Origin of the sequence: Pedobacter sp. HDW13, from assembly GCF_011303555.1 — a bacterium.
In the GTDB taxonomy this organism is placed as follows: domain Bacteria; phylum Bacteroidota; class Bacteroidia; order Sphingobacteriales; family Sphingobacteriaceae; genus Pedobacter.
This window is the reverse complement of the sequence record NZ_CP049868.1, coordinates 497,874-519,862: the sequence shown is the minus strand read 5'-3', so window position 1 is coordinate 519,862 and position 21,989 is coordinate 497,874. Positions and strand designations below refer to the sequence as shown.

Below are 21,989 nucleotides of genomic sequence, written 5' to 3'. Positions count from 1 at the left end.
CACTTTATTATGGGTGTTATCCGTAATCGCCAAGCACTAAGCTTTAACCTGATCTTTACTGAAAGTTTGTGAAATTACTTTGGTAATTCTTTCCCATCCCGATGTATCACTTTGCTCCCTAAAATTATTTTGAAAATTTTGTTCCATTTTATCACCAAAACCCTTGACCATTTCATAAAAACTTTTTATTTCAGGTTTGTCTGCCGCTAAACGAATTAATTCTTGATTTTGCTCGTGAATTCTCGAATTATAAAAAAAATGAATGGTTTTCAATAGGCCAATTTTTTCAATAATACCCAAATCAGATTGGTCAATCTGATCGAGTAGGGCAGAAATCGCACCAATAACGTGCAGGTATTCATAAACGAACGAATTTTTAGTGAAAGCGGGTTTTTTATAACGTTTTTCAAATATAAGAATGAAAATAGAAACGGCCCTTCTTCCTCTAAATTCCAGCCCTGCTCTAACACCATCTGATACAAATAGCATTTTATCATAATCCGCCTTTACCTCAGCAAACAACGAATGTAAAAATACAACTGAGTTTTGCTGAGACTGAATTTGATTAGCTCTATTCTGTGAAACAAAACTTATATAGATCAGGGCAAATCCAAAGATATTTATTATTGGGGCGGTAATCCCACCTATCGTATCCCCGATTTGTCCCTTATCAGAAAGGTCCCATGGAGAATTAGCATTTTGTCCAGTTAAAAAGAATATCGAACCTATACATAATATTATACAAACCAGAATGAGTACAACAGTGTTAAGAGTTTTCATTAGATTCAGAGAGGTTTAAAAACCAAAAATAATAAATCTAAACGATTAAAATAAAGTTATTGATAATAGGTTTATGCAATGAGCTTTAGTAGGACTACAAATGCACAGCAAACCTTTATCAAAAAATGCGAAAAATGTTCCTGTAAGCCTTTCTCATTAGTTGACGTACAAACTTGATGAATTATTATTTTCTTCTAATCCTTAGATTTGAATGTGTAATAATTCTTGAACACTTTTCTTTTCTAGATAGAATAGAAGTAATGAATGAAATTAGGTAGACATAAACTTCCATCCTCCCATTTCAATTTTCTCTAAATATTTACTTGTTAATGAATACTTTTTAGATTAAAATTATGTTTTTCGCAATGTCAAGTTTTCCGGTTCAAACTTTCCCGACTGAGGTGCTTTTTCAATAATCTCCTACTTAAAATTCTATCTTATTCTATAAACTCTTTACCTTTTAAATCTTCAACTATTGGCTCAATAAGCATTAAGAAGGCCTTTAAATATTGAAAATACTCCCGCTGGTCGGTACTAAAGTGAGCCATATTCAAATACTTAAATTTGGCCCTAAAGAAAATAACAAACTTTAGTGAGTTCAGACTTTAATTGGCAATGTTTATTATCCAGTTTTTTAGAATAACTTTTGTAGCTTTCCTTTTTGTCCTAATTTTCTTCTTTTTGTCGACAACTGTCTCGTCGTGAAATAGCTTGTCATGGTCTTATCCGTCTATAGCTTTATATTTTCCGACTAAATCCTATTATCTGATTTGCAATGATAATCGAAGCAATACAATTGTCCGCTGAGCTTCCGATATTTTGAATAATTAAATCCAGATAATATAAATAATCTAAAATACCCCTTCAATTTTACGATTTAGACCCCTGTTTCTAAGTGGGAGGCTATTTAAATTTGGATTCAGGCAATAGTTGTAATGTTAACAATGCCTGGATGTGAGACTTATTTATACACTTAGTGTGTTATTATAAGTCTTAAATAATAAATAAACGCTCTAACCAATGAAAGTACTTCCGTTTACCATGCTGGTCACAGACAAAAAAAGTGTTTTGTCTGAATTCATAGAATTACCTTTTTTTTATCAATATTTACATACCCATAATCAATGGCAAATCACATATATTGAAAAGGGAGAAGGAACATTGACTATTGGCAATGATCTGCATGCTTTTAGATCTGGAGAAATATATGTTGTGGGGGCAAAAATACCTCATTTATTCAAAAGTGATCCTGAATATTTTGAACCAAATAGTAAGCATTCTATAACGGTGTATTCAGTTTATTTTGATCCGAATGAAGCTCTTGAGTCATTGTTCTCACTTCCAGAGTTGAGAAAGGTCAATTTTTTTTTAGCACAAAATAAACATGGCTTCAAGGTGCCGTCAGATTATATTCAAAAGATAGCTAGTGAAATGTTGGCTGTTCATAATGCCTCAGGTATTAATCTTTTATTCTCTTTCGTCAAGTTGATCGTGGCGCTTGAGTCAATCGGTGACTGTATTATTCCGTTGTGTTCGGATTTGTCTTCCTTATTTGTAAGTGAAAGTGATGATGTACGTATTAAAAGAAGCATTCAATTTATAAAGGAAAATTACAGTAACCGTATCACCTTGGATGATGTAGCTAATGTAGTATTTATGACCCCTCACTCATTTTGCCGGCACTTTAAAAAGCACACTGGTCGTACTGTTGTATCATTCTTAAACGAAATAAGAATTAATCATGCTTGTAAGAGCCTTATTTCAGGAGAGAGGGCAATTTGTATGTCAGCTATTGCCAGTAATTCGGGATTCAATACTATGACAAACTTTAATAGGGTTTTCAAAAGAATTATTGGACAATCACCCACTGATTATATAGATAATTATAGCAAAACTAATAAAAAAGCGTATAGTGTCTAGATGATTGACCTTCGTTAAATTACTGGAACTGCTCCGGGGTGGAGTGGTTCTGGGTTACCCCACCCATATGAATCTTATTTATGTGTTAATAGTATTACGTGCCGGTTTTTTTACTCAAGAAACTAGGTACTGTGTTGATGAACGGACCTTTTCTGCTTAAAGCTATTCTTGAATCATATGTCTTGAAGGAAATCTGAAATCTTTCATTCCACCAATTAATTATTTGTTTCTCGCCTGCTCGGTTTGCATCATCCAGAACAATTGTAAAATCTTTATCCATCCTATTTAGGATAAATGGAAGTGCACTATATCTACTGTATGCGATTTCTGATTTGAAAGCTGGTGGCCCGTCAATTACAAATAAATCAAAGCGACTATTTTGATCTAATGCACTATCTATGGCCAGTTTTTGATACCACATATTTCCATACCCTCGTTCTACATCAGGAATCAAAGGGGCATAAACAAGTTTAATAATATCCTTTAAATCATGTATTTCAAGTTTCCTATTCAATTTATCCAGCCAAAAGGTATCACTTTCTATACTAGTGATGCTAACATCAAGTTTGAATTTCTTGGCGACAAGCCCCATATATAAGGTTGACAAACCGCAACCAAATTCCAGTATATTAGTTCTTTTATTCAACAATAACTCATTTTTAAGTATAGATAGGCCAAAATGGGACATTGCAAATCCACCTAATAAATCAAAGCAATCAATAGGTAATAATTCAAAAACATTCTTTGAGCACAGGTTTTTTATATATGACATGGGAAATTAGTTGTTTTTTAGCGATTCGTGATATATCTTAAATTATCGAACAGTCTATGAACAAGCCTTCGGTTATTGGTAATAATCTCAGCTGTCCCTAAAGATTGTGCCTTGAAATCCAAAATAGTACCGTAGTTGGTTTTTAATTGATTGGGGAAATCAACAAGCACTTGGTAAGTTTCAATTTCATGATCATTTGCTTTAGTTTTATTGCTTGTCAACGATATTGAATTTACTTTGCCTGTAATTGATCCATATTCCATATATGGAAAGTTGTCGAGTTTGACAATAACCTCTTGCCCAGGCTGTATTTTTCCACTCCCCAGGGCCGGAAGTATTAGCTGCCCAATAGCATTTTCCTTTTTGGGAATTACTGTAAATACTTTTTCTCCTAAAGAAATAAATTGATTTTCTGCATAGAAGTCTGAAAACTGAACTATTCCTTTGTATGGCGCTTTGAATACATATTTTTGCTCCCATACTTTGATTTGATCGACGAGTTCATTGTATGAGGAAATAAGGGCAATTTTAAGCTCTTTGTTTTTTTCCGGTTCAGCAATACTTAATTCCTGTAGCCTGCTGTTAGTTTGCTGGACTTGTTGTTTAGCATTCAATAGCGTATTCAATGAATTTTGATAGGCATCTTTTGCTGAAATGTATGACATTTGGGATTTATCCAATTCAGATTCGCTAATTACTTTTTTGAGGAACAGAAGGGAATCCCGTGCATAAAATTTTTTAACAAAATTTAGGGCATTCAAACTCATCTGCACACGACTTACAGATGCTGCTACTGCGCTACTTTGCACATTTAACATTTCGCTCAACCCTTCTTCTTGCTTTTGGTATTTCCCGTCAATTTTGTGATTGATTACCTGCTGAAGATTACTTAAGAATGAATAGTATGCAACATTAAGTTCCCCTAATGATGCATTTTTTGGAAGCCTTTTCTCGATTTCTATGATAGCATCACTATTGGGGCTATATTGCTTTATTATACTATCAATATAATAAACCTTTCCCGGTGTTGTCGCATTTTCTATATATGCAATAATTTCTCCTTCCCTCACAAGCTGTAAAGATTTTATTTTACCAAGTTTTAGTTTCCCTGCTACATTTGCTACTAATTTTGTTGGAGAAAACTTAGTGTTAATCACAATTTGCCCGCTCACGATACCCGGATATCTGATTACCCATCCGAATACCATAAGTAGTAAAAAAATTATAAATAAAATTGAACTGATGCAGTAACCGAATTTCGTAGGCATACGTTCTATAATATGTTGGACCTCTTCACTACGCTCATTATTGATGATTTGTTCGAATTTTGTTGTTTCCATTATAAGTTGTTTAGGGTAATGAAATCGTATTTCTAATGTCTAGTTGGGAATGCACCAGACTAGAATACCTTCCTTCCAATTCCATTAATGAATGGTGATTTCCAATCTCTACCACAGAGCCGCTGTGCATAACTATGATCTGGTCGGCTTTTTTGATTGTACTTAACCTGTGAGCCACAACAATTACTGTTTTATCCTTAAATACATTGTCAAGTGCATCAGTTATCTTTTTTTCATTTATAGTGTCTAGTGAATTAGTCGCTTCATCGAAAAATAGATAATCAGGGTTTTTATATAAAGCTCTTGCAATCAGTAATCTTTGCTTTTGTCCGCCACTAAGACCCCGTCCTTGTTCTCCCATCATGGTCTGGTAACCCAAAGGTAACTGCTCTATTTCTTGCGATATGTTTGCTGTTTCAAGAGCCATTTTCAATTTATCGTAGTCAATTTGCTCATCATCTAAAATGATATTATTTAATATGGTGTCATTAAAAATTTTACCATCCTGCATTACTGCACCACATTTTTCCCGCCATTGTCGCAAGCTGATGTTGTTAATGTTCATTTCCCCGATCTTTATCTCTCCGTAGCTTGGCTTGTATAACCGAAGGAGCAATTTTAGTAAAGTAGATTTACCGCTACCACTATCTCCAACAATAGCGGTAACCTTACCCTCTGGAATGATTAATCTAACATTTTGCAGAACCATCTTTCCATTAGGACTGTATTGGAATGCAATATTGTTTAATATTAAACTCTTGTTCTTTGGCAACTCAATACTGTTTTGCCCTACCTGTTCATGCTCATCTTCCAGTTGGTGAATTTCATTCAAACGGAGAAAGCTGATCTTTGCAAACTGAAATGAGATGACAAATTGGATGAACTGTGTAACCGGCGCATTAAGCATTCCAATAATAAACTGGGTAGAAATCATGACCCCAAAGGTAATCTCTCCCGCAATAACTGCTTTCGCACAGTAAAATGTAATGAAAAGATTTTTTATACTGTCAATAAACTGTGCACCAAGATTTTGGGTGTTGGTTATTGCCAACACCTTAAGATTGACATTATACATTCTTGCCTGTATATTTTCCCACTTCCAACGCTTATGTTTCTCATAATTGTTGATCTTAATATCTTGAATTGTGCTAATTGTCTCTACCCAGTAGCTTTGGTTTTTTGATACCAGATCGAAATATTCCCAGTCCAGTTTTTTTCTAATGCTAAGAAAGCTCATAACCCATGCGACGTAGATTGCGCTTCCAATAATGAATATATAGAAAATAGGTGCATTATATTTAAACATGATTAACGCGAAAACAAAGAATGTTAAAGCCGAAAAGACCATATTTATAGAATTGTTCATAATGAATGATCTTATCCTTTCATGGTCCTGCGCCCGCTGGAGTATATCCCCAGTCATTTTGTTTTCAAAAAAAGTGATCGGTAAGCGCATCAGTTTAATCAGATAGTCAGACAATAAAGCAATATTTACCCGGGAAGTTACATGGAGTAAAATCCAATCCCGAACCATATTACTAAATAGAATACTGATGATAATGGCAATGTTGGCGATTAATACAATGTTAATGAAATCTATATCGTGAGTTTGAATACCAACATCAATCACCGCCTTACTGATAAACGGCATGAATCCCTGAAGAATCGTCACAATAAGCATTACAAAAAAAAGATTTATGAAACTGCTCTTATAAGGCTTAAAGTAACCTAGGAAATTTTCAAATGTCTTTAAACGTTCCTGCTTTTCTCCTTCCTGCCGATCATAAAAGTCAGCTTGTGGCTCAATCGCCATAACCACTCCCTTATTTGACTCTCTTTTTATCCAACTTTTTTCAAAGTCTTTAATACCGTATCTAATATGCCCTTTTGCAGGGTCAGATACATAAATAGCATCTGAAGCTTTATATATAACCACGAAATGGCTATTGTTCCAATGAACTATAGCAGGAAGTGGGATTTTCTTTAACAAATCCTCAATAGTACATCTTATAGCTAAAGTGCGGAGCCCTATTGCTTCCGAGGCATGGCTTATATCAGCAAAAGAAACACCTTCACGGGTTAATCCACATTTATCTCTCAAATATTGTAATGAGTAAAATTTCCCATAGAATTTAGCAATCATCTTTATACAGGCTGGGCCACAGTCCATCATATCTAATTGCCGATCGTTGGGGAAGGAATTGAAAATCATAGAGCTCGTAATTTAATACCCTAAAATGATGTTTTATTCGCAACTTTTTAAAGTCTGAATAGATGTAATTAGAAATAGATAACATAGTGCTGAGCTAGGTTAATTAATTGCTCTTTTTCATCTTCTTCCCGCTTTAATTTTATTTTAATTAATCTTTCACCTTAAATAAAAAAAAATGACAGCAAAGTCTAAATTAGCGTTCGAACTCTTGGAAAAAGAGTTGGAGTTGATCAGTAAAGAAGAACAATCTTCTTATCTAGGAGGTACAGGTTCAACAGGCCCAGGACCGAATTGTTCTCTAAGTTCAGCAGGTGCATCTTTCATTAAAACCGCTGAGGGTGGTTTTTATGGTACGGCCTACAATGATGGTGCGGGGTACATGACCATTGGTTATGGTCATAAGTTAACCTCACAAGAGATTTCCAGTGGAACATACGCAAGTGGCATAACTCAGCAGCAAGCGCATGCACTTTTCATGAGCGATGCTCAAAATGCAATCAACGCGGTAAATAGCCAGGTAACAGTGAGCTTAACGCAAAATCAATTCGATGCACTTGTTAGTTTTGTGTACAATACCGGAGGAGGTGCTTTCGGTAACTCTACACTGTTGAGTAAGCTAAACTCAGGTGATTATTCAGGGGCCGCTGCCCAAATGGACCGCTGGGTTTATGCGAGTGGGGGTGTTGTAAATGGGTTGGTAAACCGCAGGAATCAGGAACAGGACCTGTTTTCAAACGGAGATTATCAATACTAAACTAATCTAAAATGTTTATAACGAAGCGAGACCAACACCTTTCTCGCTTCGTTATTTAAAATGAAATATCACTTCTGACCTTAATAATTTAATCACAAAAACCAATGAAATTCACCACAACGCTATTATGTTGTTTCCTTACTACCTTAGCCCTGGTTGCACAAGCTCAGGTACCGAAGAAATCAGAAAAAAATGCAACCGACAATACCATATCGCTATTGATGCGATTGCAAATAGAGTCTATGGCAACTACCAAAGGTTTAAGCCAGGAATTTATTAATTCCCAAAAGAAAGTCGACTCTGCGTTTAATGCAGTTGTTAAAGAATATCATAATGACAGCTTGTTTGTTAGCCATTTAACAGAGTCTCAACGTTTATGGAAATTATTAAGAGACTCCGATATTAAAGCCATTTACCCAAATGAATCCCCTAATTATTACGGGCAGATTAATATGGATTGTATATATAAACTTCTGATCAAAAATAACACCGAACGTTTTGCCTTCATTAATCAATGGCTCAAAGGAACTCAAGAAGGGGATGTTTGTGCAGGCTCAATAAAATTTAAATAAATTCAATTCTATCAAAATTAATGAATCTCAAACCTGAAACTACTATTTTAATTCCCAGTTATAACTGCGGTAAATACCTATATGAATGCTTAGGAAGCATTTTTAGACAGAACTATAACGATTACGAAATATTAATCATAGATGATGGAAGTACTGATAATACTGAGTTCATTGTTTCCAGCTTCAACTCTCCCAAAATACGTTACTATAAAAATAAAAGGAATCAAGGAATTGTCTCATCTCTAAATAAAGGAATTGACCTTTCAAATGGGATATATATAGCAAGAATGGATGCAGACGACATTATGCTAGGAGATAGGCTGCAAAGACAAATAGAATTCTTAAGATTCAATCAGGATTATGGAATGGTGGGAGGGCATTATCAAATTATGGATAATGGCGGTACCTATCTGGAAAGTATCCAGACAAGCGACAATCCCGAATTTGTCAAGATGGCACTCTTATTCAGAAATCAGTTTCATCATTCTGCAGTCACAATGAGAACAGCCCTCGCGAAAAAACTAAAATATAATGAAGATTATATTTACTGCGAAGATCATGAACTGTGGATTCGATTTGCTGAAATATCCAAAGTCGCAAATATTCAGGAAAATTTCCTTTCATATAGATGGCACATAGATAACAGCTGCAATAAAAATCAGGATAGATTAAAGATCACAGTTTTAGGATTACTTTCCAGAGAACTCGATAAACTTGGAGTAGAACACTCAGCGGATGAATTGAAATTGCATGGAGCTATGTGCTTCGGAATGGGGAAACACATTTTTCGTAATGAAGAGACTATAGAGGAATTGCATCAGTGGCACGATAAATTATTTCAATCAGCAACACTCCGTGATAAGTATTCTGAAGAGTGGCTAACAATATTTAGGGCAGAAATCTTGAAGCTTTATTGCGGTTTAAATTATGGAAATAGAAGCATCAGAAATTATGGTTCAAAGACTTTCGTTAGCGCTAAAGCAGAGCAGTCTGAGCCTGGTATTTCTGTAATTATGCCGACATTCAACCAGTCAGCCTTTATTTTAGCCGCAATTTCAAGCCTGATTTCACAAACTTATTCAAATTGGGAATTGATCATTGTTAATGATGGATGTACTGATGATACTGAAGAGATTATCAGTGAGTATCTAATGCATCCAAAAATTAATTATATAAAAAACAACTCAAACGAGGGGATAGGTGCTAGCATCAATACAGGACTCGACCTTGCATCGTTTGATTTAATCGCCTATCTGCCTTCTGATGATTTATATCATAAAAATCACCTGGAAACATTAAGTGCCAGGTTAAAAGAAGATGCAGCATTCATTGCAATTTCCGGTATTATTTATAACCATGCAGAAACTATTAATTCGAGTAGGGGAGCTAAATCAACAGGGATAATACCTGGCCTTTTCGCTCAACTCGTTCAAGTGCTTCATAGAAAAACATCTGATAGGTGGGTTGAAAGAAAAGAACTGGTAACTGCGGATTTGGGTAAATTATTCTGGAATAATTTTTTCTCTATCGGAAAAGTTTCCTTTACTAAAATAATCTCTTGCGAATGGGTTAGCCATCCTATGCAACATCATCAGCTTGTAAGTGAATTAAAACGGGGTGGAATCTACACTTACAAGCAATATTATAATGTTGAACATCCCATTCGGTTTAAAGGTTCAGGAAATTTGATCGATGAAGAATCCTATTACAGTAAAGTAAATATTGATATTCCACCTATACAAACAGAGCCTTTGAAAATTTTGTTGGTCGGAGAGCTTTCGCTCAATCCAGAAAGAATTGTAGCCTTGGAAGAAAAAGGACACCAGCTTTTTGGACTTTGGATGAAGGCTTCTGGTTTCTTAAATTCTGTTGCTCCATTTGCATTCGGTAAAATAAAGACATTGTCAGCAGCTCACTATGCAGCAGAAATCAAAGCCATAAAGCCAGATGTTATTTATGCGCTACTGAATTATGTTTCTGTGCCCTTTGCCCACAAAATTATGCTTGAATTTCCGGATATTCCTTTCGTATGGCACTTTAAGGAGAGTCCTACATATTGTAAACAATATGGGATTTGGAATGAACTCATTTCTCTATTTAGAAATTCTGACGGCCAAGTATATTTAAGTGAGGATTATAAAAGATGGTTCTCCCAGTATTTGGATACCAACAGGAAGCCAAGTATAATATTGGATGGTGATCTGCCCAAAGAAAACTTTTTCACAGACGATAGATCTCCTTTATTATCAGATAGCATTGGAGGAATACATACTGTATTGCCAGGCCGGCCATATGGATTGCGTCCTGAGGATCTTTATAGCTTCGCTAAACAAAACATTCATTTGCATTTCTATGGAGATTTTCATCAAAATGTTTGGAGAAAATGGGTGGAAAAAGTATACTTTATTGCTAAGGGGCACCTGCATATTCATCCAAATTGCAATCCCTCAGACTGGGTAAGGGAATTTTCTCAATACGATGCAGGTTGGCTCCATATGTTTCCTTCGGAAAACCAGGGAGAGCTATCACGAACCACATGGGATGACTTAAACTTACCTGCAAGGATGCCTACTTTAATCGCAGCAGGCCTCCCTTTATTGCATAAAAATGATTGCGGTCATATCAATACTACATTTTCACTTCTATCAGAGTTGGATATGGGCATATTTTTTGACTCTTTTGATAATTTATCTGCATCGTTTGACGATAAATCTAGGATTATCCAAGTCAGAGAAAATGTCTGGAGCAACCGTAAGCAATTTACATTCGACTATCATGTAGATAGGCTGATATCATTCTTTAGAAAGGTGATTGTTGAAAAGAAACAGGTTAAGATTAATAGCACCCCCGCAATCCAAATGCAAAATTAGTGGATTATGAAGCATGTGTTTATTATTCTTGCACACAAATGCCCGGAACAGATCTACAGATTAGTCAATCAACTAGATGAACCGGGGAATTATTTTGTTATCCATATTGACGCAAAGGTTGAAATGTTACCTTTCCATAAAATAATGGCGAATAAGGATAATTCGGTATATTTCATAGAAGATAGGGTTAATATAACCTGGGGTAGTTTTAGCATGATTGAAGCCAGTCTTTTACTTTTAAAATATGTAAAAGACAATTTGCCAGACACTGATAGGGTAACACTTTTAAGTGGGCAGGACTACCCCATAAAAACTAACAAATTTATCAAAGATTTTTTTGCTAAAAACAAAGATGTCATCTATTTAAACTTTTTTCGGTTACCATTTGATAATTGGTATGGAGGAGGGATCTCAAGGTTTCCTAATTTTTATAGGATTGACAAGCACGTCAAGATTTATGGAGGATCACAATGGTGGTCTCTTCCATTTAAGATTGTTAGCTATATTCTAGATTTTATTGAAAATAACTCTTTTTTTCTCCAATATTTCAAGACGGTAACAATTCCCGATGAAAGTTTCTTTCAAACCTTATTGCTTAATTGTGATGACGCGTTCATTTCATGTAATTTGCAGAGCAAACACTTATGGTATATTAAATGGGCTCCCCCATATGCTCACCCCAGTATTCTGCGGACAGACGACCTTCCTGGTTTAATGGATAGTGACTGTCTATTCGCAAGAAAGTTTGACTTTGAAATTGACAAACAAATATTAGACTCGATTGATGAGCATATAAAACCACTGACCAAAGTTGGTATTGGTATGGGCAATCAGAGGATGAAGAAACAGGCCTTTCTATATTTGACGCATCGAGATGAACCATCTGTATTGGAAAGCTATGAGGATTTCGTGAAGGAAAGTAGTAATTCTGGAGACTGTCACTTACTCTTTCATAACCGGTATTTTCCTAGTTCCAAGCACCTTTCAAGACTAAAACCATTTATGTTTGATGATTCCATTTTAACATCCCTCTCATATCAACCTATTTCAGAACAATTAATTCCAGGCAACAATCATTTTCCTGTTTTAGCATTCTATCTCAAAAACAGCGATTATGATTACTATTGGCTTATTGAAGATGATGTGAAATTTAATGGGAAATGGTCTGATTTTTTTAATTCTTCACTCTTGAAAGATGTCAGTTCTGATTTTCTGACAACTAACATTAATAAATTTACTGATCAGCCTTATTGGTATTGGTGGAACTCTCTGAAGCATCCTGAAATCCAGTTGCCAAATGCCGAAAAAATAAGGTCTTTTAATCCGATTTACAGAATATCAAATGCTGCGTTAAAATATATTGATGCGTGCTTACGTGAGGGATGGAGTGGACATCATGAGGTACTTATTCCAAGCCTACTTCTGCACAATGGTTATTCTGTCAATGATTTTAGTACAAATGTGCCTTATGGACTGATGAAGCATTCCATTGGATTCTATGAGCCTGCGAGCCAAGATTACGCGGGTGGAATGGGGGACGGTTCTATGCGTTATAGGCCTGAAATTAAGCCTGAAGAAATGACAAAAATGTATCTTTATCATCCGGTGAAAAATAACCGTTTTTCATCGAGGTCATAGCTAAGGAAAAACATGATGTCCATTCTCATCCTTGATGTGCTGATGATCTTTCTGTCACTGGAAAGATTTTCGAGATAGCCAACGAGTATCAGTTTCATGAATACAACCGGATCGATACTTTTCTGGCCTTCCCTGCCATAATATTTAGCGGTAGCCCTGTAGATAAATTCAAGATCGAGCGTTTCGTTCAAGCGTTTGTAAAAATTATCTACGGGGATATAGTTCGAAAGTTGAAAGCTTATGAAAAGCTTTTTCTGATAGTTCTTCTTGCCATGTATGATATAAAAAGCACAAATTATATCATTGATTATCAAATGTTTGATTGAATTAATCGCAAAATAACGATGAGTTGTTTGGATAAGATTATTTACAATCGTAATATTGCGATGTAAAATTATGGGACTTACCAAAACAGAAATATTCACCGAGGAGCAGAACCAACTTGCAACGCTTTTAAAAGCAATTGCACATCCTGCCCGCATTGCCATCCTTCAACGGATCATTATTTCCAATACCTGCATTTGCGGGGACTTGGTTGGGGAGCTTGGATTGGCACAAGCAACCATTTCCCAGCACTTGAAAGAACTGAAGACTGCAAAGATCATACAGGGTACAATCGAGGGGTAAGTGTTTGTTACTGCATCAATCCAAAAACTTGGAAGATACTCGAAGAACAATTGGGCGGGTTTCTAGGCTCATATAAAGGTGAAACGGTCTGCTGTTGACCTTTTTTTACCCATTTCGATCGTAAAATTGCAATATTACTATATAGTATTAATATGAAACTATCAGAAATCAAAACCATCTTGGCTACAGCTGAAGCAGTTAATTTCCAAGTAGAAAACGGGGAAACCGTACCAGAACATTTCCATGTTACCGAAGTTGGTATCATAACCAAGGACTTTATCGATTGTGGTGGCAAGGTGCGTCATGAAAAGGTGGCAAACTTCCAGTTATGGGATGCAGATGACTACGAGCACCGTTTGAAAGCGGGTAAATTGTTGAACATCATTTCGCTCTCGGAGAAAATTCTTGGAATGGAAGACCTGGAGATCGAAGTGGAATACCAATCTGGAACCATTGGCAAATACGACCTTGGTTTTGATGGAACGAACTTTCTGTTACTTGCCAAACAGACCGCTTGCCTTGCTAGGGAAGCCTGTGGAGTTGAAGAAACACAAAAAAAAGGAATGGTTAATCTGGCAGGTGCCGTGAACAGTTGTACACCTGGTGGAGGTTGCTGTTAATCCGTTTGTTATGGAAATAAGAAATCTATTGCCATCGAACTGGGGTTTTGTGAAATCAATCTATGAAAAAGGCATAGCCACGGGCAACGCCACTTTCCCATCTTGGGAAGAATGGGACAGCTCATACCTTGGCAGTTGCAGGATCGTTGCCGAAGAAAACGGAAACGTATCTGGGGGGCAGCACTGACGCCAGTCTCTTCACGTTGCGTATATGCTGGTGTAGCAGAGTCAGCGTATATGTTGATCCTGAACAATCTGGCAAGGGCATTGGGCTTGCACTTTTGGAAGAACTTGTTGCCTTGAATGAGGTAGCAGGAATATGGACATTACAGACAGGTATATTTCCTGAGAACATCGGTAGCCGATGCATCCATGAAAAGGTAGGCTTTAGAACACTTGGCATTAGGGAGAAAATTGGAAAGCAGAACGGAGTTTGGAGGGACATCGTACTGCTGGAAAGAAGAAGTAAAACAATCATTTAACGATAAAATTTATGAAGAAGATATTAGTGCTATGCACGGGGAACAGTTGCAGGAGCCAGCTTGCAGAAGGCTATTTAAGACATTTTGCTGGAGATAAAGCAGAAGTATACAGTGCGGGAATAGAAACCCATGGGGTAAATCCAAAGGCCATCGAGATAATGAAGAGAGATGGTATAGACATTTCCGGACATACCTCAAACAACATCGATGAATACATGGATATCGATTTCGACTACGTGATCACCGTTTGCGATAATGCAAAGGAAAGCTGCCCTTATTTTCCGACCAGTGCGGTAAAGTTCCATTATAACTTTCCAGATCCCGCAAAAGCTAAGGGCACCGAAGAAGAAGTGATGGAACAGTTCCGTGAAGTAAGGGAGATGATCCGCAAATACGCACAGAACTTTGTTAACGAGAACTTAAAACGCTAAGATGTCTGCAAACAATTGTGCGCCTGTGGTAGAGCGTAAAAAACTGGGATTTCTTGACCGTTATCTAACGCTTTGGATATTCCTGGCGATGGCTATTGGCGTAGCCATAGGCTATTTTGTTCCATCATCATCGAACTTGATCAATTCCTTTTCAAGTGGAACAACGAACATACCACTTGCCATTGGACTGATCTTGATGATGTATCCGCCACTTGCAAAAGTGAGATATGAAAAGATGGGGGAAGTGTTCAAGGATACGAAAGTCCTGACCGTTTCACTGGTGCTGAACTGGGTCATCGGCCCGCTTCTCATGTTCTTTTTGGCAATAACTTTCTTAAGGGATTATCCCGAATATATGGTTGGCCTCATCCTGATTGGACTTGCCCGCTGTATTGCCATGGTCGTGGTGTGGAATGAGCTGGCTGAGGGAAACCGCGAATATGCCGCAGGACTGATAGCGCTCAACAGTATCTTTCAGGTATTGTTGTATAGTGTTTTTGCCTATGTTTTCATTACCGTATTGCCACCTTATTTTGGGCTAAAAGGTCTGGAGGTGAACATTACCATCGGTGAAATTGCCAAAAGTGTCAGCATCTACCTTGGTCTTCCATTTGCAATGGGCATTATCTCAAGGTTCGTTTTGATCAAGCTTAAAGGAGAGCTTTATTTCGAAAATAAGTTTGTACCAATGATATCGCCGATTACCTTGATCGCCTTGCTTTTCACCATCGTAATTATGTTCAGTCTAAAGGGAAACCTGATCGTTCAGATTCCTTTGGATGTCGTTCGTATTGCGTTACCACTTGTGATCTACTTCTCGATTATGTTCGTGGTCAGCTTTTTTGCGGGCAAATACTTCGGTGCAGATTATTCACGGAGTACATCAATTGCCTTTACAGCAACGGGAAACAACTTCGAACTGGCCATTGCTGTCGCTATTGGTGTGTTTGGGATTAACTCCGGACAGGCATTTACAGGAGTGATCGGTCCACTCGTAGAAGTTCCTGCATTAATAGCACTCGTTAACCTCGCATTCTGGTTTCGCAGGAAATACTATAAATAAAAAATGCGGCAATGTTAAGTTGCCGCATTCTAATCTATCTTTTATGGTTATTTCTGAGTTGTGCAACAGCCACTTACGTAAAGCAATGCCAGACTTAAAAGTTTTGGCTCAGGAAATTAGAGTTGAAGTAACAGAAAAGAAAAATAGCGCAAAGTAAAGACATCGCTGTTTTGGGAAAGTATCAGGGTCCCGGCCACCGGCCGGGATTTTTTTTATCGATCAATCAATAAAAAATAGTCATTAAACGACCACTTTGCTCCGAAATCAGGCGTAAGTTTGAAAACGAAACGAGTGGCCATTTTTCCTTAAATCCCCACTTAATTGGACTCAAGAGTGTTTATCTTGTTTCGCTCGTATTTCTCCATGCCGGTTTAGGGTGAATGCAGTTAAAGCAAATAAGGCTTTCGAGTTAGGCCTGGCTAATCTTAAACTAATTGAGGGCATGTTGGAATTGTACGAGGCAACCATTAGGGAGAATTACGAATCAACAATGAAAGGAGGCGGAGTGCGGAAAAGGATTACGAAAATCGATATTAATTCGCTCAATACAAAGATCGATAAAATTAGAGAGCTTTTAATTAACGATCAGATTTCGCCGGAGGATTATGGTGTGATTAAAAAACAGTTGGAAGAAAAGATCTATACCCTAAAGAAAAGTCTCAATTCATATGATAAAAAACAAGAAAACATTGACAACCTAATCAAAAATTTATAGAACACCCTTTTAAATATCGACAAGGCATATTTTGAGGCGAATATTAAGTTAAAACGCGAAATTATAGCAGCAATTTTCCAGGAAAAATTAACATATTTTCCTTATGGGTATCGAACACCTCGACTGAACGAAGGTTTAGAGCTAATGTGTATGATTAATAATGAGTTATGTGAAATAAAAACGAGACAAACAGCTTTAAATCTGATTTGTCTCGTGAGGTGCTCGTAACAAGACCTTTAACGAACTTTTTTATTGAGGATTTGAAGAGAATTTCGGATTTGAAGATTTCGAAATAAGCCTCACTGCTACTTGTTTTTTGGAAAGAAAGTCATGCAGATTAGCTATTAATTTATAGCAACTATCAACGACAAGTAAATTCAGGACGGGACAGGTCTTGTATTTGCTTAGAATATGATTTTCGTTCATCCAGGATTGAACCAACCTGATTTTGGTAAGCATCTGCAATCGTTTCAACAAATATTTCCTCATATCCCTTTCTCGGTAAATAACTAAAAGCTCTAGAGTAAAAGCTTCATTTACTTTTTCTGAACGGAGGCGAATACCACATGATGATGTGCAATGATAGTAGGTGAAATGTTTTTACTGCCGCTTAAAGATCGATGGCATTTTGGACATTTTAGGCATCCACGAATTCGATACTGTAAATCAAACGTTTGTGCAATAAATTTTTACTACACAACATTCTGAAAACAAAGTTTTTAATTTAGTATACATCGGATAAATAGTGTGGTTTACCCCTGTATTTTGTCATAATAACTTCCTGGGATTAAATATTGTTATAATTGGCCCTTAACATTCAAAATAATAGCATCTTTTTAACTTTCGCAGTGATTGTTTGATAAACATATCTATTTAAAAGTGTTTTATCATAAAGAACAATCGTTTGCGTTGAGAAAAAATATAAAAGAAAATACCATTTGGTTAAATTTGGTAATATTTAAATTAATTTCTCAAAAATGAAAATTTATTCAAACAATCCCTATACATTCTGTACACCGGATTATCATTGCATAAGGCCCATTCCTACTGATGAATCCTATTTAATTATTCATGAAAAAAAAATAGCATCGGTCGAACTTGACGGCGAATCAGATATTTTTAGGGTAAATGTCACAGGTGGACTAATCAGGTTGTGTAATCACAAAGCAGTCTGATATGTTAATTGTACGTCCGCTTGAAAAAACTGATGTAACCATTGAGTGCATCTACGACAGTTTTTATTATACAATTAAGGGCTTTAAAATAACTGGAGGGTGTACCAAGAACTGTGTCGGAACCGCCAATTGTAATAAATCTTAAATGCTTATTGTAATTTGAACTAATTTACCCAACCACATGTTTAAAGCTAACTTCAAGTTTTTTTTGCCCTTTATACTTGTTTTTTTGGTTAGTGCTTTTTTTTGCTCCACTTATTCCAGACAGGGCACAATTGGGGTGATGATTTTGCGCTTTATCTAGCACAGGCAAAATCTTTAGCTACAGGATCTACAAAAGAAGTGATTGATGCTAACAAGTTCAGCATCAATTATTCTAGTATACACAATTTCAGTCCGCTCTTAGCCCCATGGGGTTGGCCCATCCTACTCGCCCCTGTATATCAAATATTCGGGCTTAATATTGTTGCTTTTAAAGTATTTGAATATTTTTTTTGGTTGGCTTTTTTAAGCATTTTCTATCTTTTTTCTTCTCTCAATATCAAAAAAGAGCTTTCATTGTTATTGCTGCTTTTCCTCTGTATTCATCCAAATTATAATAATCATTTAAACACCATTCTCACAGAAATACCCTATCTTTTCTTTTCTACTTTTTCTCTTTATTGTATCCAAAAATATCAACCTTCCACGTTTACTTACCTTAAGGGAATATTACTTGGTCTTGTTATTTATTTTAGTTTTTTAATCAGAACAGAAGGCATTATTTTAATAGCTGCTTTATTTGCTTCGCAAGTCAGATGGTACGTCCTCCATCGAAAAGAATTAAAATTTAAAATATTAATCAGTTGGCTCTCCACACCTTTCCTTTCTATCATCACCTTATACTGCATTGGTCTTTGTTGGTTGCCCAATGGCTTTTTAACACATCTCCATAATTCAAACTTAATTTCTATTCATTCTATCAATAATGCATTTCATTTCTATATAGAAAAGTCACAATTGTTTTTGGGAACAGAAAATTATGTTTTCGTTTTCTATTTGTTATCCATTTTATTTTTCTGGGGCTTCATTTATAGATTTATTAAAGATATCCATGCCTCCATATATTTATTGTGTATCACCATCGTTTACCTGTTATGGCCGTTTAAGGAGAGTCGTTATCTGCTTGTTTTTTTTCCTTTCATTTGCTATTTCATTTGTCAGGGCATTGCGCTTTGCTATCAGCTTTACTCGTTAAAACCTTATTTATATACAGGTATAACGATAGCTATGCTTAGTTGTATCCTGTTTTTCGGCGACACTAACTTAATTGAGAATAGAAAGAGACCCCCTATCGAAGGACCTTTTAAGCCAAATGCGCAAGAGATGTTTGCCTACGTCAAAAAATATACGAAGCCAAATGACGTGATTATTTTCTTCAGGCCACGTGCAATGTCTTTGTTTACTGAAAGAAAATCGGCGATGATTTTTAGAAATTGGGAGGAAATACAGCAACTAGGCAACTATTTGGTCATTCACAAGCATTCGACTACCCCCTTTCAATTTGCCCCCACTGCTCCTTTTTTCTTTAAGCCCGATTTTTCAAAAAAATTCACTATCGTTTTCGATAATTGGGATTTTACTGTTTATAAAATCCTTGCGCTCAAATCATGACAGAAAATACCCCTTCAGTTTGTGTAATTATTCCAACTTTTAATGAGGTGGCAAAAATTTCAACAGTGGTTGAAAGCTTGTTGCCCTTAGGTTATCAAGTGGTAGTTGTGGATGATGGATCTACTGATGATATCCTATCGCAAATTAACACACTTCCTATTGCTTATTTAAGGCACCTTGATAACCTGGGGCAAGGTGCTGCGATTAAAACAGGGCTGCTTTATAGCCTCCGGTTAAAATTCGATTATTATATCACTTTTGACGCAGACGGACAACACCAGGCACGAGATTTGCCTTTAATGGTTACAGCAATTCAAAAATCAAAACTTGACATTCTTCTGGGTTCCCGTTTTTTGGGTGAAAGAGCAATCAATATGAGCGCTATCAAAAGAAAGCTACTCCAACTTGCCAGAATCTTCAACTATCTTTCCACAGGTTTATGGTTGAGTGATGCCCATAATGGTTTACGTATTCTGAACCACCAAGCAGCCAGTGCTATTCAGCTTAACCAAAATCGAATGGCGCACGCTACAGAAATACTTGCTGAAACTAAACGACTGAAATTAAACTATGGAGAATTTCCTGTACAAATTGTTTACACAGCCTACTCCAAACAAAAAGGGCAACATGCCCTAAATTCTTTTAATATTATTGGCGATTTGATCTTAGCAAAAATTTTCAACTGATGACAACCATACAAATCATACTCAGCTTTTGCATTTTAGGCCTGGCGGTCTTAATCTTCGAGCGACTGAAACTAAACTTATTTAAAAAATCGTTGCTTTTCTTTTTCACGATCGGTTGTGTCTATTTTATCTACCAACCTGAACAGACTACCGTGATTGCTCTTTTTTTGGGGGTACATAGAGGGGTAGATATGTTGTTTTACTTTGGTTTTATTTTTTTAACCTTCATGGTCATTAAGCTCTACCTTAAAATACGAAAGCTTGAGCAAGCGAATACCAAAATCATAAGAAATATAGCGATTAATAATTTTAAAAAAGGAGGGGAGTAGTTAAATCAAAAAAACTCATTAAACCATTTCTTTTAATAAAAATCAAAACCAATTTCTCATATCAGAACTTTCATCTTATTACGTTAAAGCCTCATGTCTAAAAAAAATCCTTTTTTAAATCTTTTATTAGGTTTTTTAATCTTTTCTGCTTGTGAAAACAACAAAAAAGCCACCACAGAAAACATTGCCTCAAATGAAATAAATATATCACTAAATCCAGAGGATAAAACTCCAAAATACGCTAAGGATATTTTTAAAAATGTTGAATTTGTACCGCTACAAACTTTAGACGAATGTAGGATTGGCAAAATAGATAAAATGTTAACTACCGAGAATTATTATGCAATTCTAGACAGATCTTCTAATGCTATTTATTTTTTTCTAAAAAATGGCATCTACCACCATAAAATCGTGTCTACGCCTACGCAGAAAATGAGGATAGGTAATTTTGATATTCAAGGTGATAGAGTTTACCTATTCGATTACGACAACAGGAACGAGAGCTTACAAGTCTTCGATTTAAATGGGAAAAGAACTGGAGAAGAACATTATCCCCAACATTTTGTTTACTTCAAAAAAACCAAAGGTTTGACTTTGTTCTATAATGGATTTTATCATGATAATAATTCAGGAGAAAAGTTTAAACGTCTTTCAATCTACGATAAACAAGGACAGCCTATCAAATCTATTTTCAGCTACGACCCGCAAGCCATAGGCGAGAGAGATTTATTCGACCCTATGGAATCTTTTTTTAGTTCAGGAGATAATCTTTTCTATGCCATGCCGGGTATTTCATCTTTTTACGAAATTGACGATAAGCTAACATTTACTGCTTATCACATTAACATGCCTAAAACATATCAATTGCCCGATGATTTTTTAGAAGACAAAAGCCTATTGGATAAAAGGAGAGTATTTTTGACACAAAAGAACAAAGAATTAATTTGGAATATATCTAATGTTTATGGAATAGATAACCATTTTCTATCCATTAACATCCAATCTATGGATAATTTATATTTCACTTCTTTATGTAATTTAAAGACAAAAAAAGCGATTAATCTACGTAGTATATACTACGACCGCACTACCTGCAAATTACCGATTACGGAGTTTCAGATTATAGCTTCAGACGGCACTAGCTTTTATGGCACTTACAGTGCGAAATTTCTGCTAGATATTTTAATGAAATTAGGTTATGATAACATTGCAGATAATGAAAATCTAAAAGATTTTGTCAATCATTCCAATGCTTTATCTAATCCAATCCTAACCAAGTTTCAAATGAAATAAGTATGCTCACTCCAGCTATTCAAATTGATTAATTAAACCATTAACACCAAGCCAACT

The 21,989-nt window shown here is 36.0% G+C and carries 21 protein-coding genes and 1 pseudogene; 17 read left to right on the top strand and 5 right to left on the bottom strand.

All coding sequences use genetic code 11. The features are described from left to right. Window positions 1–36 precede the first annotated feature (36 nt). A complete protein-coding gene (locus tag G7074_RS02245; RefSeq protein ID WP_166206544.1) occupies window positions 37–780 on the bottom strand; it encodes a hypothetical protein in 744 nt (247 codons plus the stop codon). A 1,020-nt stretch (window positions 781–1,800) separates the two neighbouring features. Here G7074_RS02245 and G7074_RS02240 point away from each other — a divergent pair. Next, on the top strand, window positions 1,801–2,700 hold the full coding sequence (locus G7074_RS02240; protein WP_166206541.1) for a helix-turn-helix domain-containing protein: 900 nt from the start codon (window positions 1,801–1,803) through the stop codon (window positions 2,698–2,700). A gap of 94 nt (window positions 2,701–2,794) precedes the next feature. On the opposite strand, the gene G7074_RS02235 is transcribed toward G7074_RS02240, so the two are convergent. The 3 genes from G7074_RS02235 to G7074_RS02225 are packed head-to-tail and all read right to left on the bottom strand — an operon-like array spanning window position 2,795 to window position 7,024. Continuing rightward, window positions 2,795–3,472 carry a class I SAM-dependent methyltransferase gene (locus tag G7074_RS02235; protein WP_124562503.1) on the bottom strand — a complete coding sequence of 226 codons (678 nt, stop codon included), beginning with the start codon at window positions 3,470–3,472 and terminating at the stop codon, window positions 2,795–2,797. Between the two features lie 17 nt (window positions 3,473–3,489). Further along, on the bottom strand, window positions 3,490–4,812 hold the full coding sequence (locus G7074_RS02230; RefSeq protein ID WP_166206538.1) for an HlyD family efflux transporter periplasmic adaptor subunit: 1,323 nt from the start codon (window positions 4,810–4,812) through the stop codon (window positions 3,490–3,492). A 10-nt stretch (window positions 4,813–4,822) separates the two neighbouring features. Then, window positions 4,823–7,024 (bottom strand): peptidase domain-containing ABC transporter, encoded by a 2,202-nt coding sequence (locus G7074_RS02225; protein ID WP_166206535.1) that lies wholly within the window; start codon window positions 7,022–7,024, stop codon window positions 4,823–4,825. Between the two features lie 175 nt (window positions 7,025–7,199). Here G7074_RS02225 and G7074_RS26465 point away from each other — a divergent pair, with 175 nt between their 5' ends. From G7074_RS26465 to G7074_RS02205, 4 genes are all read left to right on the top strand, one after another. Beyond that, window positions 7,200–7,778 carry a lysozyme gene (locus G7074_RS26465; RefSeq protein ID WP_199748424.1) on the top strand — a complete coding sequence of 193 codons (579 nt, stop codon included), beginning with the start codon at window positions 7,200–7,202 and terminating at the stop codon, window positions 7,776–7,778. A gap of 104 nt (window positions 7,779–7,882) precedes the next feature. Continuing rightward, the gene (locus G7074_RS02215; protein WP_124562500.1) at window positions 7,883–8,350 is read left to right on the top strand and encodes a hypothetical protein; all 468 of its coding nucleotides are present in this window, start codon (window positions 7,883–7,885) and stop codon (window positions 8,348–8,350) included. A 20-nt stretch (window positions 8,351–8,370) separates the two neighbouring features. After that, a complete protein-coding gene (locus tag G7074_RS02210; protein WP_166206532.1) occupies window positions 8,371–11,220 on the top strand; it encodes a glycosyltransferase in 2,850 nt (949 codons plus the stop codon). 6 nt (window positions 11,221–11,226) lie between these two features. Continuing rightward, window positions 11,227–12,858 carry a beta-1,6-N-acetylglucosaminyltransferase gene (locus tag G7074_RS02205; RefSeq protein WP_124562498.1) on the top strand — a complete coding sequence of 544 codons (1,632 nt, stop codon included), beginning with the start codon at window positions 11,227–11,229 and terminating at the stop codon, window positions 12,856–12,858. Here the strand turns inward: G7074_RS02205 and G7074_RS02200 are convergent. After that, window positions 12,819–13,049: a transposase gene (locus G7074_RS02200; protein ID WP_166206529.1), complete on the bottom strand. Its 231-nt coding sequence runs from the start codon at window positions 13,047–13,049 to the stop codon at window positions 12,819–12,821. The two genes, G7074_RS02205 and G7074_RS02200, sit on opposite strands and share 40 nt — an antisense overlap. 205 nt (window positions 13,050–13,254) lie before the next feature. Here G7074_RS02200 and G7074_RS02195 point away from each other — a divergent pair. From G7074_RS02195 to G7074_RS02150, 12 genes and pseudogenes are all read left to right on the top strand, one after another. After that, window positions 13,255–13,583 (top strand): annotated as a pseudogene (locus tag G7074_RS02195) (ArsR/SmtB family transcription factor). A gap of 54 nt (window positions 13,584–13,637) precedes the next feature. After that, entirely contained in the window at window positions 13,638–14,105 is a 468-nt protein-coding gene (locus G7074_RS02190; protein WP_124562495.1) for a DUF6428 family protein, read from the top strand. Between the two features lie 10 nt (window positions 14,106–14,115). Beyond that, window positions 14,116–14,292: a hypothetical protein gene (locus G7074_RS26930; RefSeq protein ID WP_240916452.1), complete on the top strand. Its 177-nt coding sequence runs from the start codon at window positions 14,116–14,118 to the stop codon at window positions 14,290–14,292. Next, on the top strand, window positions 14,234–14,587 hold the full coding sequence (locus tag G7074_RS26925) for an N-acetyltransferase family protein (RefSeq protein WP_370526598.1): 354 nt from the start codon (window positions 14,234–14,236) through the stop codon (window positions 14,585–14,587). The genes G7074_RS26930 and G7074_RS26925 overlap by 59 nt, the downstream gene beginning before the upstream one ends. 11 nt (window positions 14,588–14,598) lie before the next feature. Further along, window positions 14,599–15,018 carry an arsenate reductase ArsC gene (locus G7074_RS02180; RefSeq protein WP_124562494.1) on the top strand — a complete coding sequence of 140 codons (420 nt, stop codon included), beginning with the start codon at window positions 14,599–14,601 and terminating at the stop codon, window positions 15,016–15,018. Window position 15,019: 1 nt separating this feature from the next. Next, window positions 15,020–16,081 carry an ACR3 family arsenite efflux transporter gene (gene arsB, locus G7074_RS02175; protein WP_166206526.1) on the top strand — a complete coding sequence of 354 codons (1,062 nt, stop codon included), beginning with the start codon at window positions 15,020–15,022 and terminating at the stop codon, window positions 16,079–16,081. A gap of 43 nt (window positions 16,082–16,124) precedes the next feature. After that, window positions 16,125–16,238, top strand: a complete 114-nt coding sequence (locus G7074_RS27815) for a histone H1 (RefSeq protein ID WP_124562492.1) — start codon at window positions 16,125–16,127, stop codon at window positions 16,236–16,238. Between the two features lie 219 nt (window positions 16,239–16,457). Next, complete coding sequence (locus G7074_RS02170; protein ID WP_124562491.1) at window positions 16,458–16,796, top strand: hypothetical protein; 339 nt, start codon at window positions 16,458–16,460, stop codon at window positions 16,794–16,796. A 1,421-nt stretch (window positions 16,797–18,217) separates the two neighbouring features. Then, window positions 18,218–19,624, top strand: a complete 1,407-nt coding sequence (locus tag G7074_RS02165) for a hypothetical protein (RefSeq protein WP_166206524.1) — start codon at window positions 18,218–18,220, stop codon at window positions 19,622–19,624. Next, entirely contained in the window at window positions 19,621–20,310 is a 690-nt protein-coding gene (locus G7074_RS02160) for a glycosyltransferase family 2 protein (protein WP_124562489.1), read from the top strand. Before G7074_RS02165 ends, G7074_RS02160 begins: the two co-directional genes overlap by 4 nt. Next, entirely contained in the window at window positions 20,310–20,639 is a 330-nt protein-coding gene (locus G7074_RS27810) for a DUF2304 domain-containing protein (protein WP_124562488.1), read from the top strand. Before G7074_RS02160 ends, G7074_RS27810 begins: the two co-directional genes overlap by 1 nt. 93 nt (window positions 20,640–20,732) lie before the next feature. Next, window positions 20,733–21,932 carry a 6-bladed beta-propeller gene (locus G7074_RS02150; protein ID WP_124562487.1) on the top strand — a complete coding sequence of 400 codons (1,200 nt, stop codon included), beginning with the start codon at window positions 20,733–20,735 and terminating at the stop codon, window positions 21,930–21,932. Window positions 21,933–21,989 lie beyond the last annotated feature (57 nt).